15 protein-coding genes are annotated in these 12875 nt (G+C 71.1%); 8 read left to right on the plus strand and 7 right to left on the minus strand.

Annotated features, from left to right (window positions below; genetic code table 11):
- The first annotated feature begins 380 nt into the window (after window positions 1-380).
- From JKJ07_RS14975 to JKJ07_RS14985, 3 genes are read left to right on the plus strand one after another with little or no spacing between them, the layout of a single operon-like run.
- Window positions 381-1178, plus strand: coding sequence for an alpha/beta fold hydrolase (locus JKJ07_RS14975; RefSeq protein WP_202992112.1), 798 nt, complete (start codon window positions 381-383; stop codon window positions 1176-1178).
- Window positions 1175-2515: an FAD-binding oxidoreductase gene (locus tag JKJ07_RS14980; protein WP_307834267.1), complete on the plus strand. Its 1341-nt coding sequence runs from the start codon at window positions 1175-1177 to the stop codon at window positions 2513-2515. The genes JKJ07_RS14975 and JKJ07_RS14980 overlap by 4 nt, the downstream gene beginning before the upstream one ends.
- A 24-nt stretch (window positions 2516-2539) precedes the next feature.
- Window positions 2540-4132, plus strand: coding sequence for a Na+/H+ antiporter (locus tag JKJ07_RS14985; protein ID WP_202992113.1), 1593 nt, complete (start codon window positions 2540-2542; stop codon window positions 4130-4132).
- Here the strand turns inward: JKJ07_RS14985 and JKJ07_RS14990 are convergent.
- Entirely contained in the window at window positions 4104-4730 is a 627-nt protein-coding gene (locus JKJ07_RS14990; protein WP_202992114.1) for a TetR/AcrR family transcriptional regulator, read from the minus strand. The two genes, JKJ07_RS14985 and JKJ07_RS14990, sit on opposite strands and share 29 nt — an antisense overlap.
- Before the next feature lie 68 nt (window positions 4731-4798).
- Between JKJ07_RS14990 and JKJ07_RS14995 the strand changes: the two genes are divergently transcribed.
- Together JKJ07_RS14995 and JKJ07_RS15000 are read left to right on the plus strand one after the other, a co-directional pair.
- Entirely contained in the window at window positions 4799-6133 is a 1335-nt protein-coding gene (locus JKJ07_RS14995) for a serine hydrolase domain-containing protein (RefSeq protein WP_202992115.1), read from the plus strand.
- The gene (locus JKJ07_RS15000) at window positions 6130-6555 is read left to right on the plus strand and encodes a hypothetical protein (RefSeq protein WP_202992116.1); all 426 of its coding nucleotides are present in this window, start codon (window positions 6130-6132) and stop codon (window positions 6553-6555) included. The genes JKJ07_RS14995 and JKJ07_RS15000 overlap by 4 nt, the downstream gene beginning before the upstream one ends.
- A 3-nt stretch (window positions 6556-6558) precedes the next feature.
- Here JKJ07_RS15000 and JKJ07_RS15005 read toward each other — a convergent pair whose 3' ends face one another.
- From JKJ07_RS15005 to JKJ07_RS15020, 4 genes are all read right to left on the minus strand, one after another.
- On the minus strand, window positions 6559-7536 hold the full coding sequence (locus JKJ07_RS15005; protein WP_202992118.1) for a CU044_5270 family protein: 978 nt from the start codon (window positions 7534-7536) through the stop codon (window positions 6559-6561).
- On the minus strand, window positions 7536-8117 hold the full coding sequence (locus JKJ07_RS15010; RefSeq protein WP_202992119.1) for an RNA polymerase sigma factor: 582 nt from the start codon (window positions 8115-8117) through the stop codon (window positions 7536-7538). Before JKJ07_RS15010 ends, JKJ07_RS15005 begins: the two co-directional genes overlap by 1 nt.
- Window positions 8118-8198: 81 nt before the next feature.
- Window positions 8199-8477, minus strand: coding sequence for a hypothetical protein (locus tag JKJ07_RS15015; RefSeq protein WP_202992121.1), 279 nt, complete (start codon window positions 8475-8477; stop codon window positions 8199-8201).
- A gap of 53 nt (window positions 8478-8530) precedes the next feature.
- Complete coding sequence (locus JKJ07_RS15020) at window positions 8531-9823, minus strand: hypothetical protein (protein WP_202992122.1); 1293 nt, start codon at window positions 9821-9823, stop codon at window positions 8531-8533.
- 187 nt (window positions 9824-10010) lie between these two features.
- Here JKJ07_RS15020 and JKJ07_RS15025 point away from each other — a divergent pair, with 187 nt between their 5' ends.
- Window positions 10011-10775, plus strand: coding sequence for an 8-oxoguanine DNA glycosylase OGG fold protein (locus JKJ07_RS15025; RefSeq protein WP_202992123.1), 765 nt, complete (start codon window positions 10011-10013; stop codon window positions 10773-10775).
- A gap of 33 nt (window positions 10776-10808) precedes the next feature.
- On the opposite strand, the gene JKJ07_RS15030 is transcribed toward JKJ07_RS15025, so the two are convergent.
- The gene (locus JKJ07_RS15030) at window positions 10809-11192 is read right to left on the minus strand and encodes an alpha/beta hydrolase (protein WP_202992125.1); all 384 of its coding nucleotides are present in this window, start codon (window positions 11190-11192) and stop codon (window positions 10809-10811) included.
- On the minus strand, window positions 11189-12010 hold the full coding sequence (locus tag JKJ07_RS15035; RefSeq protein ID WP_202992126.1) for a phosphotransferase family protein: 822 nt from the start codon (window positions 12008-12010) through the stop codon (window positions 11189-11191). The genes JKJ07_RS15030 and JKJ07_RS15035 overlap by 4 nt, the downstream gene beginning before the upstream one ends.
- A gap of 56 nt (window positions 12011-12066) precedes the next feature.
- Here JKJ07_RS15035 and JKJ07_RS15040 point away from each other — a divergent pair, with 56 nt between their 5' ends.
- Both JKJ07_RS15040 and JKJ07_RS15045 read left to right on the plus strand, forming a co-directional pair.
- A complete protein-coding gene (locus JKJ07_RS15040) occupies window positions 12067-12492 on the plus strand; it encodes an SRPBCC family protein (RefSeq protein ID WP_202992127.1) in 426 nt (141 codons plus the stop codon).
- Window positions 12485-12802 carry an ArsR/SmtB family transcription factor gene (locus JKJ07_RS15045; RefSeq protein ID WP_202992128.1) on the plus strand — a complete coding sequence of 106 codons (318 nt, stop codon included), beginning with the start codon at window positions 12485-12487 and terminating at the stop codon, window positions 12800-12802. Before JKJ07_RS15040 ends, JKJ07_RS15045 begins: the two co-directional genes overlap by 8 nt.
- Window positions 12803-12875: the final 73 nt, after the last annotated feature.

Here is a 12875-nt window from a genome sequence, read left to right on the forward strand (position 1 = left end):
ACTGATCAACCGCGACGGGCGGCACTGAGCTGGACCACGACGGGTGCAGGCCTGGCTAGCCGCGCACCCACCCACCGGGCGCGACGGGCGGCACTGAGCCGGACCACGACGTCCACCGCCTGGGCAGCCGCACTTTCCATCCGCCGGGCGTGACGGGCGGCACTCAGCCCGGCCACGACGCTCACCGCCCGGTTACGGCCGTGGGTGAGAAGAGCGGCTTCCCAGGCGGTGGGGCGTCGTGGCCGGGCTTTCTGCGGCCGGTTGCGCCGGTGGGGTGGGAAGAGCGGCTTCCGGCGTGCCTGAGGAGGGCGGTCGGTGACGGGCCCAGGCGAGCGCGCGAGTGGTGAGAGGAGAAAAGGGGCGGGCGTAGGGTCGCTCGTATGGCCACGATCATGACCAGCGACCGCGTACGGCTTCATTACGCCGACGAAGGGGCAGGGACGCCGGTGGTGTTGATTGCCGGGTTCTGTGCGCCCCTCGAAAGCTGGGAGCTGCAGCGATCGGCCCTCAGCGAAGCCGGCTACCGGGTGATCGGTTTTGATCGGCGTTCGCACGGCGGGTCAGAGTCACCCTCGTACGGGCAAAGGCTCTCGCGGCATGGAAAGGACCTGCGGGAGCTGATCGAGCAGCTGGACCTCGACGGTGTCGTGCTGGTCGGCGGGTCGATGGGGGCCAGCACGATCTGGGCTTATGCCGACCTGTTCGGCAGCGATCGGATCCGGCGGGTCGTCACGATCGATCAGACGCCGAAGCTGGTCAACGACGCCGGCTGGGAGCACGGTTTCTACGGGCTGAACAGGGACAACGTCGGCACGTTCTTCGCGAACGGGGTGCCGCAGACCGGGCGTGGGCTGGCGGGGGACCGGCTCGGCGGGATCACGCGGCTGATCAAGGCGCTGGGGAAGCCGCCGGTGATGGCGGATGGGAGCACGCCGGAGCGGCGGGCGTTGCTGCAGAATCATGCCGAGCAGGACTGGCGGGATGTGATTGCGCGGCTGGATGTGCCGAGCCTGTTCATCGCGGGCAGGCAGAGCCAGCTCTGGCCGTACGAGCATGCCGAGGCCGCGGCGGCGAGCAATCCGCTGGCCCAGGTGGTGGTGCTCGACGACTGCGGGCACGCCGCGAATCTCGACCAGCCCGAGCTGACCAACGCCGCGATTCTGGAGTTTCTGAAGTGAACGTCATCGACGACCCCGATGTGCTGGAGAGCTTGAGCCACGACGACGCGGAATGGGCCCCGTACGGGCGGCCGGTCGGCGCGGTGCGCCCGCTGACCACGGCGGACGTGCAGGAGGTGGTGGCCTTTTGCGCCGAGCGCCAGATTCCGATCGTGCCGCGCGGGGCCGGCACCGGGTTGTCGGGCGGGGCCAACGCGGTCGACGGGGCGATGATCCTCGACCTGTCGAAGATGAACCGGATCGTCGAGATCGACACCGAGAACCTGACCGCGACCGTGCAGCCGGGGGTGATCAACGACGATCTCAAGAAGGCCGTCGCCGAGCACGGGTTGTGGTATCCGCCCGATCCGGCCAGCGCGCCCTGGTCGACGATCGGCGGCAACGTGTCGACCAACGCGGGCGGGCTGTGCTGCCTCAAGTACGGCGTGACCCGCGACTACGTGCTCGGGCTGGAGGCCGTCGTGGGCGGGCCGGCCGGGGCGTACGGGACGGTGGTCAAACTGGGACGGCGCACCACCAAAGGCGTCGCGGGCTACGACCTGGCCGGGCTTTTCACCGGCTCGGAGGGCACGTTCGGGGTGATAACCGAGATCACCGTACGGCTCCGGCCCGCCCGGCGGGAGGCGCCGCGCACCGTGGTCGGCGCGTTCGGCAGCGTGGTCGCGGCGGGGGAGGCGGTCGCCGCGGTGACCCGGGCCGGGCTGGTGCCGGCCGCGCTCGAGCTGCTCGACCGTACGTGCCTGCGGGCCGTCGAGGAGTGGAAGCACCTGGGCCTCGAAGCCGACGCCGCGGCGCTGCTGCTAGCCCAGCTCGACACCCCGGGCGACGAGGAGGCCACCGCGGTCGCCGGCGTGTTCCGGGCCGCGGGGGCGCTGTGGGCCGAGCAGTCGACCGACGAGATCGAGGCCGAGGCGCTCTTCGCCGCGCGCCGGCTGGCCTACCCGGCCCTGGAACGGCTCAGCCCGGTGCTGACCGAGGACATCTGCGTGCCCCGCTCGAAGGTGCCGCAGATGCTGGCCTCGATCGAGGAGATCGCGGCCCGGCACGGCTCGACGATCGCCACCATCGCGCACGCCGGCGACGGCAACCTGCACCCGCTGATCCTGGCCCCGGCCGGCGACGAGCAGGCCAAGCGGGCCGCGCAGGCCGCGTTCGAGGACATGCTGGCCGCCGCGATCGCGCTGGGTGGCACGGTCACCGGCGAGCACGGTGTCGGCCTGCTCAAACGGGCCGGCATGAAGCAGGAGCTGTCGCCCGCGGTGCTGGCCATGCAGGTCGCCGTCAAGCAGACCCTCGACCCGCTCAACCTCTTCAATCCGGGAAAGGTTATCGGCTGAGCCAACGGGGGTAGCGTCCCCGGCGTGCTCAGTCTGCTGCTCGCGGTCTCGGTCGGGGTCGCCGTCCTGGTCTGCACGAGCGTCGCTCGGCAGTTCCGGATCGCGCCGCCCGCGCTGCTGCTCCTCGCCGGCGTGCTGCTCGGCTTCCTTCCCATGCTGCGGGCCGCGCACCTGCCGCCCGAGGCCGTCCTGCTGCTGTTCCTGCCCGTGCTGCTCTATTGGGAGAGCTTCACGTCGTCGCTGCGCGAGATCCGCACCAACCTGCGCGCGATCCTGCTGCTGAGCACGGTGCTGGTGGCCGCCACGGCCGCCGTCGCCGCGACCGCCGCGCATCTGCTGGGCATGCCGTGGGGCCCGGCCTGGGTGCTGGGCGCGGCCGTCGCGCCGACCGACGCCACCGCCGTCGGGGTGCTGGGCCGGTCGCTGCCCCGCCGGATCGCCACCACGCTGCGGGCCGAGAGCCTGGTCAACGACGGCACGGCGCTGGTCATCTACGCGCTGGCGGTCGGCGTCACCATGGGCGAGGAGCACGTCGGGCTGGCCAGTGTGTCCGGCCGGTTCGTGCTGGCCTATCTGGGCGGCATCGCGATCGGGTTCGCGCTCGCGTGGCTCAGCGTGCAGACCCGCAAGCGGCTCGACGACCCGTTCCAGCACAACATCGTCGCCCTGGCCACGCCCCTGGCCGCCTATCTGGTCGCCGAGGAGGTCGAGGCCTCGGGCGTGCTGGCCGTGGTGGTCAGCGGCCTGTGGGTGAGCCGCGCCGCGCCCCGCCTGTTCTCGGCCGACGCCCGGCAATACGTGCAGACCGTGATGGCCTTCCTGACCGCCCTGGCCAATGCGGCGTTGTTCGTGCTCGTCGGGTTGGAAGTGCAGTCCGCCGTACGTGATCTGACCACCGTCGGCCTGGCCCAGGCGCTCGGGGCTGTGGTCGCGGTGTCGGCGGCGGTCATCGGCGTGCGCTTCGCCTGGCTGTTCACCAGCCCGTACGCGATCCGCCTGCTCGACCGCAGGCCCCGGCAACGCGAGCTGCGGCTGGGCGCCCGACCCCGTACGGTGGTCGCCTCGGCCGGCTTCCGGGGCGCGGTCTCGCTGGCCGCCGCGCTGGCCGTGCCCGAGAGCCTGCCCGGCCGCGACGTGATCGTCTTCGTGACCGCCGGGGTGATCGCGGTGACGCTGGTCGTGCAGGCGCCGCTGCTGCCGCGGATCGTGCGCTGGGCCCGGCTGGTCGACGACGGCGAGGCCGCGAGGGAGCGCCACCGGGCCGAGATCACCGCGGGCGAGGAGGCGATGGCCGCCCTGCCCGAGCTGGCCGGCGAGGTCGGCGCGGACCGCGAGGTGGCCGACGAGCTGCGTCACGAGTTCGGCCGGCGTCTCGGCATCATGCGCGAGGACGGGCCCGACAACGGTGACGGCGCACGCCGCCGCGAGGAGCAGGACCGGCGGCTGCGGCTGGCCGCGATCGCGCACAAGCACGCCACGGTCGTCCGGCTGCGCGACGAGGGCGTCATCGACGACGAGGTGCTGCAGAGCATCCAGACCACCCTGGACTTCGAGGAGGTCCAGCTCCGCCACCACAACTTCGGCGACATCAGTCCCGGTGATGACACTCGCCGGTGAAGACGCGGGCCAGCTCGCCGGCCAGCGCGGCCCGGGAGGCGTCGGCGGTCATCGTCGCGGGCTCGGTGTAGGCGTGCAGCTTGAGCCCGTCGAGCACGGCCAGCGTACGGGCGGCCTCGGCCTCCTCGTCGGCCGTGGGGTCGACCTCGCCGCACTCCTTGCCGTTGCGGATCGCCCGGGCCAGCATCGCCCGCAGGTGCGCGTTGCTGCGCCCGAGCGCCTCGGCGACCCGCGGGTTGTCGACCGCGCGTCCGGTGAACGCCAGCTCGACCCGGCACTCGCGGCGCCGCCGCTCGTCCAGCGGCAGCAGCTCGGTCAGCGCGCCCAGCAGGATCTGCTCGATGCGGGCGCCGGCCTGGTCGGCCCGATCGGCGTCGGCCAGCACGCGCCGCTCGGTGCGCTCGCGGGCGTGTGTGAAGGCGTGCAGCAGCATGTCGTCCTTGCTGGGGAAATAGTGCTGCACCAGCCCGACCGAGATGCCCGCGGCGGCGGCGGTCTTGGCCACGGTGACGGCGTCGTAGCCCTCGGACGCGACTAGACGCTCGACCGCCTCGGCCACTTGCTGCCGGCGGGCGTCGTGATCGGCGGTGCGTGCCATTGCATAACCATATCGCGATACGGTATATCTCGATAACCATACGGCCATACGATTATCGGGGTGATTATGTGTCGTGGATTCTGTCGGCCTTGCTGGCGGTCGTGGCGCTGGCGCCGGTCCAGCCGAACGAGATCGAGGACTATCTCCGCGAGCAGCAGGCTGAGCTGCGAATACCCGGGCTGGCGTACGTGGTCGTCGGCCCGTCCGGGGTGATCAGCCAGGGGGCCTGGGGCGTCGAGGCCGACACGCCCTTCCTGATCGGCTCGGTCTCCAAACCGGTCACCGCCCAGGCCGTCATGCGGCTGGTCGAGGCGGGCCGGGTCGGTCTCGACGACCCCGTACGCCGGCACGTGCCCTGGTTCGACCTGGCCGACGAGGACGCGGCGGCCCGGATCACCGTGCGCCACCTGCTCACCCACACCAGCGGTCTCGGGCAATGGGCCAGCCGCACCGACCGGTTCGACAACAGCGCCGACGGGCTGGCCCGCTCGGTGCGCGACCTCGCCGACGTCGAGCCCGAGCGCGCCCCGGGGGCCGCTCACGAATACAGCGACGCGAACTACATGGTGCTGGGCGCGCTCGTCGAGACCGTGTCGGGGAAGCCGTACGGGGAATTCTTGCGCTCGGAGATCTTTGAGCCGCTCGGCATGGAGCACGCCGCCGCCACCGAGGCCGACGCGCAACGGGTGGGACTGCCGGCAGGTCACCGCTATTGGCTCGGTCATCCGCGCGGCTTCGATCGCGGCTATGACACTTCCGGTTCCCCGTACGGATATGTGGCGGCGAGCCTGGACGACATGGCCCGATTCGCGCGTGACCACCTCGGCGGGCGGCACAGCGAGATGCACAAAGGGCAGACCGCCAACGGGTACGGCCTGGGGTGGCGCGACACCGAGATGGACGGCACCCGGGTCGTGTGGCACGCCGGCGCCACCCCCGGCTTCTTCGCCCACGTCGTGCTGCTGCCGGACGCCGACGTGGCCGTGGTGGTGCTGGCCAACAGCTACAGCCTTGCGCTCGACGGGTCGCTGGCCGCGCTCGGCTTCAACGTGGCCCGCATGACCCAGGGCCAGGCCGTGCAGACAAGCGACACCGATCCGACGTTCAGCGTGGTGCTCTACGTGCTGCTGGCCGTGGCCGCCCTGCTGGTGATCGGCATCGCCCGGACGCTGATCCGCCGCCGCTTCCGGCTGCTGAGCGCGATCTTGTGGGCCGCCGGCTGCGCCGTCCTGATCGCTCTCGTCCTCGTGGTGCTCCCGGCCCAGCTCGGCGGCGACCTCGGCATGGCGCTGCTGTGGACGCCCGACATCGGGTGGGCCGCCCTCGTGGTCGCGGCTTTGGCGATCATTCTCATAGCCGTGATCTGTCACAAAGTGGTGCGGCGGCATGTCCTCAAGGCATGAACTCTGAATCCCTGCGCCGCTGGCTGCGGGGCGGCCTCTACACGCTGGCCGCCCTGCAGACGTTCGTCTCGCTCTGGCAGTACTTCCTGCCCCGCTCGTTCTACGACAACTTCCCGACCGTCCAGCTCGACCCGCCGTACAACGAGCACCTGGTGACCGACGTCGGCGGCCTCGGCCTAGCTCTGGCCGCGACCCTGTGGATCGCGGCCTGGCTGATCGACACGAAGGTCGCCCTGGCCGCCCTGACCGGCTACCTGATCTACGCGGCCACCCACTTCGCCTACCACGTCACCAACTTCGACAACTTCTCCCTCGGCGAGGCCCTCGGCGTCGGCACCGGCCTCGGCATCGAAGTAGTGCTGGCCCTGCTGCTGCTCTACACCGCCCGGCTGCTGTACCGAGCGGAGCGAGTGACGGTGTGAGGGTCAGAAGGTCTCGCCCGGCTTGTCGACGATGATCGCCTTGCGATACATCACCTGGCGGAACAGGTCGCCCTTCTTCGTGTACGAGGTGCCGTCGTCGGCGCGGTTCGTGTGGTCGGCGACCGCGATCATGCGCTCGCCGATCAGGGCGTAGGTCTGCTTGTCGAACAGCAGTTCCTGCGACAGGTAGCCCTCGAGGATCCGGCCCAGGCCGATCGCGGGCCGGCCGTCGAGGTTCTTGGCGTCCGCGTTGACCTTCATGCCGGGCTGCTGCGCGAGGTAGCGGAAGATCGCCGCCTGCACGGCCGGGGGCAGCACGTACTGCCCGGCCAGCGCGTCGACGTCCATGCCGACCGGCCCGCCGGGGTCGATGGTGAACTTCTTCACCGCCGCCGGCGTGGTCAGCTTGGCGACCTGCGCCCACGTGAGCCGGGCCCAATAACCGCCCCCGTCGCCCTGCTTCGCCACGACGAGCTTGCCGTTCTTGATGGTCCCCTGCACCTGGCCGTCGACCCGGTCCCACATCTGGACCGTGCGATATTTCGCCTTACCGGGCACCAGGGCGCCGTTGGGCGTACGGTTCTCGACCGCCGGCGGGTTACGCAGTTCGCGCGTCTCGACATACATGAACTGCTCGGGGGCGGGGTCGGTCCACTGCTTCCGTTCGGCCGTCCACGCCGCGTTCTCGAAGTATTGCTGGGCGCTGACCGGCTTGAGATAAGGCACCGTCGCCGCCGCTTGATGCGCCTCCGGCGGGGTGGTCACTTCGGTCTTCTCGACGCCGTTGAGGCTGAACGCGGCGACGACGGCCGCCGCGGTAGCCACGCCGGCCCCGATCGGCACGGCCACTCGCCACCACCGGCGGCGTTCGGCCGGTCCGTCGATCCGGCTCTGCAGGGCGGCGCGGGCGCGCTGCTGGGCTGCCGCCGGGGGAGCGTCGCCGGTCTCGAAGGTTTCTCGCAGCATGCTCATCTCGTCCATCACTCGTCCGCCTCGATCTCCATGTCCAGCGCCTGTCGCATTTCCTGTCGCGCGCGGTGCAGCCGCGATCGGGCCGTGCCGGCCGGGATCCCGAGCGCCGCCGCGGCTTCCTGCTGGTTCAGGCCCGCCCACGCCACCAGCAACAACACCGCCCGTACGGGCTCCGGCAGCCGCCGCAGCGCCTCGGCCAGCCGCCCCCGGACCGCCGCCGCGTCGAGCCGCCCCGCGACGGCGTCGGCGTGCCCCGACTGCTCGGCCAGTTGCCCACCGGCCTGGGCGAGCGCCTTGTACCGCCGCGTCTCGGCCCGCACATGCCGGGCCGCCAGGTTCGACGCGATCCCGTACAGCCAGGGCCGCACCTCGCCGCGCGCCGGGTCGAAGCTGCGCCGCCGGTCGAAGGCGATCAGAAAGGTCTCGGACGCCACGTCCTCGGCGAGGTCGGGCCCGAGCCGCTTCGCCACGAACGCATAGATGTCCGGATAATGGCGGTCGAAGATCGCCGCGAACCGCTCGGGCGTCCGTCCCGCCTGCTCGATCAGCTCGGTGTCGGTGACCAAGCCGGTTGTCGTCCCCGGTCTCATCAGCCCCACCGTGCCCTTGCCCGCCGTCTCCCTGGTCGCATCACATCGATACTTCGCCGCACCCGGGAAAAGTGTTCGCGGTCAGGTCGCGGGCCGGTCTCCTTCGAGCACCGTCCCGGGCCGATCGCAGACGACGCATCGCTGCGAGCCCCACCAGGCAGCGTCCTCGCCCGGGTCGACGACGCAGGCCTCCTGGAAATCCTCCCCACAGGAGCAGGCGCTGCCGGCGGCCGTCCGATGGAGATGATGACCGACATGCCCGGGCCGATCCGGCAACAGCGGGCGGCGCCGGCGTTCGCTGTTCTCGCCCGCCCGCGCGTATGCCCGAGCGGCCATCCGCTCCTCCCAGCTACGCCCCATCCGCCCACCGTACCGACTACGGCGAACTGGACCCGGGCGCTGACTGCTGCCGGTCAGGAGTCCTTGTTGCCGAGCTGACGCTGGGCCTCGCCCGAGACTCTGCCCATCAAGGACTTGGCCCGGCCGAAGGCTTGCACGCCGAGACGACCGGCGGCCCCCACACCCTCGGCGCCGGTCTCCAGGACCTTGTCCTTCACGTCGCCCCCGGTGTCGAGGACCTTGGTCCCCACCTCGGCGCCCGTGTCGAGAACCTTGTCGCGCACCTCGGTGGCCGCGTCCAGCCAGCGCCGGGCGCTCAACGACTGGCGATCGCGTTCGATACCGAGCCGGCCGTTGAAGTCGACGACGGTGGTCGCGACGTGGTTGGTCGAGTGCACGACGGCGCGGGAACTGGTCGGGTTGAGCAGCACCTTCGCGTTGGCTGTGCCGGCGGCCGCGTCCATCCGGGCCAGCAGGCGCCCGGTGCTGCGCGCGATGATCTCGATGCGGTTCCGCCGGGCGATCCGGATGGCGACGCGGTGCTCCTCCAGCTCCTGCGGGGCGGCGCCCAGCACCCGGTCGAGTTCGAGCACCGAGACGGCGTCCTGCAGCTGGAAGCAGCGGGCCAGGACGGCCAGCCACTCCTGCACCTTCAGCTCGGCTTCCTTGGTCGTACGGGCCAGGTCGCCGACCTTCGACTGGGTCTCCAGCCGCTCGGCGATGCCGTCGAGCTGCCGCAACGCGTACGCCTGAGTGCGGGCCAGCGGCACCGGCGTGGCCTGCACCTTGGACCAGGTGACCTCGGAGACCCGGCCTACCTGCTCCCAGATCGTCAGGGCCTCGTCGATCACGAGCTCCACCCCGATCATGTCGGCCAGCACCGCGTCGGTCTGGGCGCGGAGCACGGCGTCGACCTTCGCGTCGATCACGGCGAGATAATCGGTGATTTCCTGCATGCTCTGCTTCATCGCGAGCTGGGCCATGAGCCCGGCCGCGCCGGTCAGGACGGCCGGGTTGGTCAGCATCGCGGCGGGGCTCTGCTGCACGATTTCGAGCAGGCCGGTGATCTTGCCGTGGTCGGTCAGCACGGCCCGGCTGACCCCGTCCCGCGAGCCGGCCATCAGGTTGTACTTCTTTACGGCCTGCGCGGACTCCGCGGTCAGCTGAACCCAGCGCCCCGACTTCTCGGACATGTCGGCGCCGGCCTTGAGGACCTTGGCGGTGGTGCCGAGGGACGGAATGAGCCGCTTCAACCCGAGATCCTTCGAGGGCAGCCGTTCGGCGGCGAGGAAGCGATCGACAGCCGCCGGATGCCCGATGACCGCCAGGCCATCGCCGTCGCTGATCAGCTCGATCTCGTTCTCCACCGTCGTGCTCCTCGGGGCGTGGGGCATGGAACCGCCTCACGTTACGGTCGGCCACTTCCGCCTCACCATGGCCCAGTCGTCTCGATGATCGAGGAATCGGGGGATGTCACGCAGCAGGACGTCACGGCGCCAAAACGGCGCCATTCGCCCGATCCGCCGCCGTCGGGCTCAGGTCAGGATTGCTGGCATGGATTTGATCGACGCCCAGGCCGCGCTGGACGAGGCGCGCGCCGGTCGGCTGAACGACGCGCAGGTGAAGTGGCTGGCGGAGGCGTGCCACGGCGATCCTCGGGGGCAGGCCGTCCCGTACGAGGTGGCGAAGTGGGCCGACCTGTGGCCGGGCGACGGAGGTTCGATCACGCGGGGCGCCCTCCTCGACATGGGCGCGGCGCCCGCCATCGACATCTTCACGGCCAGCTACCTCTTCGGCATGGGCGAGCGAGGCTACGGCCGCAGCCGCTACGACCGGATCCGGGCGGCGGCACCGGAGCTCGGCGAGACGCTGGAGCGGGTCCGGGAAATCGGCCGATGCCAGGGGCCGGTCTTCGCGTACGCCCAGCTGTATGGCGGGCCGGACTACGACCACCGCCGCCGCCCGGGAACGCCGCCCTGGTCCCGGATCGCGAGCTACGGCCCCGCCTTCTTCACGAAGTTCCTCTACTTCACCGTGCCCGGCGCGCTGATCCTCGACGCCCGGCTGGCCGCCCGGGTAGCCCGCCTGACCGGCAACGACCACGGCTACCTGCGCAACGGCCGCCCGGTGGCGTGGACCCCGTACCGGTACGCGGTCTACCTGCACTGGATGAACCAGGCGGCCGCCGACGTCGCAGTCAGCCCGGACCTGCTCGAGCTCACCCTGTTCAACCTCGCCGTAGCCGACCTGCCCCCACGAACCGGAACCACCACCCCCGCCCCAACCGACCCCGAGGACGACGGCGACGCCGCGGACTGATCGTTACGCCGTCGAGCCGCGCTCGAACCAGGATCAGAGTGCCGGCCTGCTCGGGGAGCGGGCCCAGCGTTCGCCGTCGGGCCAGGGGCCGTAGCCGGTGCCGGTGAGGCCGTCGGTGGGCGGTGGGCCCGATTCGAAGTACGGCGGGGTCACCAGCAGGGCGGCCCGCACAGGGCCGGTGTGCTGGGCGGCCCAGACGGCGACGACCAGGCAACCCGCGCTGTGGGCGATCAGGATCGCCGGCTCGTCGTCGGCGCTGATCGCGGCGTGCAGCGCGGCGAGCCGGTCGGCGACCACGAACGGCGGCTCGGGTGGTGCGGGCGCCCACGTGAACTCCGGATAGTTGCCGACCCATTCGCGCGACCAGTGATCCGCGGCGGGAACGCCCCGGCCCCGAAAGACTAGAAACCGGGTCATGCGAGAAGGCTTTCGAGGCGTTGTTCGAGGCGCCGGCGGGCTGTCTCGACTGCGAACCCGGGCCAGGACCGGGTCACCTTCACGGGGTCGGGCAGGTAGCCCACGATGTCCATGACGCTCCAATACCTGACCTCGGCCCGCCCGTACGCCTCGACGAGCCGCGCGGCGGCCGGCACCCCGTGCAGCATCGCCAGATAGGTGGCCGCGTGCGCGACGTCCAGTTCGGCCGGTCCCCACGATGTCTCGACCCAGTCCACGACCCCACTGATCCGGTCACCGTCCCACAGCAGGTTGCCGAGGTGGAAGTCGCGGTGCAGGAACACGCCCTCGTACGCCGGGGTGGGCGAGGCTAGCACGGCGAACGCCGCCTCCCACAGGGTGGGCCGCGACGACCAGGAGGGTACGACACGCTTGGCTCGCGGCGCCCACGACTGAAACTCGCGTGGCCGGTCGGGGCCCGGGTCGAAGCGGTGGATCTCGGCCAGCATGTCCGCGATCGGCTGCACTGGTGCAGAATCCAGGCGGAGCCGACCCGGCAGCCACGACATGAGGTGCGCGGGCGTGCCGGTCAGCTCCACGGCGATGCTGCGTGGCGCAGGGATCGGTGACCCCTGCAACTGCCGCTGGACAAAAGCCTCGCGGGTCAGCAGCCCGGGAGCCTGCCGCCGCCACGGGTCCTTCGTCATCAACCGCAGGACGGCCTGCTCGCCGTCGCCCGCGGTCAGGGCCGGCATCGTCGACGTGACGCCGCCGTGGAGTTGCCGCACGTCGGTCACCGGGCGCCATACCCGAGACACCCACGGCAGCTTGTCACGCATGACGTCTTACCGTACGGTAATGCATTACCGATTGGTAAAGCGTTGAGGAGGCCACGATGCCGGAGGTTACCCGTTCGCTCGAGATTCCCGCTCCGCCCAGTGCTGTCTGGCAGTGGTTGTCCACCCAGGACGGGTTGCGGCGGTGGCTCTCGCCCGACCTCGTGATCGACGCGCGGATCGGCGGCGCATATCAGATGCCCGGCGGCGACGGCGAGATCCAGATCAGTGGCGTCGTCCTGGAGTTGGTGCCCGAGGGGCGGCTCGTGCTCTCGTGGCTGGAGGAGGGTTGGGTGCATCCGGGTCGCCTCGTCATCACCCTGGAGCCGACGCGGCAAGGCACCCTCGTGCACCTCGTGCACGACGGCTTCGCGGGCATCGGGAAGCCGGATTGGGAGCGGACCGCCGAGGCGTACGAGCGCGGCGCCGACAAGCACCAGGTGCTCCGGCGACTGGCCGACGTGGTGACAGCAGCCGGTGTCTGAGGAAGACGACCTGTTCCGCGCCCTGGCCGACCCCACCCGCCGGCGCATCCTCGACCTGCTGGCCGAGCACGAGACGCTGACGGTGGGCGAGCTGGCCGCCCACTTTCCCGAGCTGGTGGCCTCGGGCATCTCGAAGCACCTGATGGCCTTGCGCGCGGCTGGTCTGGTCACGGCGACCAGGCAGGGCCGCCACCAGCGTTACGCTGTCGACGCGGACACGATGGCGCGGGTGCTGGCCCCCTGGGTCGCCAAGTATGACGCGTACTGGTCGGCCGCGCTGCTGAGGTTGCGCGGACTGGCGGGGGAGTAACCCGCCAACTGGCGGGGAAGTTCCGCCGGACGGCGCTCGGCCCGCGGCGGGCCGGGGCAACAGAATGAGGTCA

The organism is Paractinoplanes lichenicola, assembly GCF_016785085.1.
Classification (GTDB): domain Bacteria; phylum Actinomycetota; class Actinomycetes; order Mycobacteriales; family Micromonosporaceae; genus Actinoplanes; species Actinoplanes lichenicola.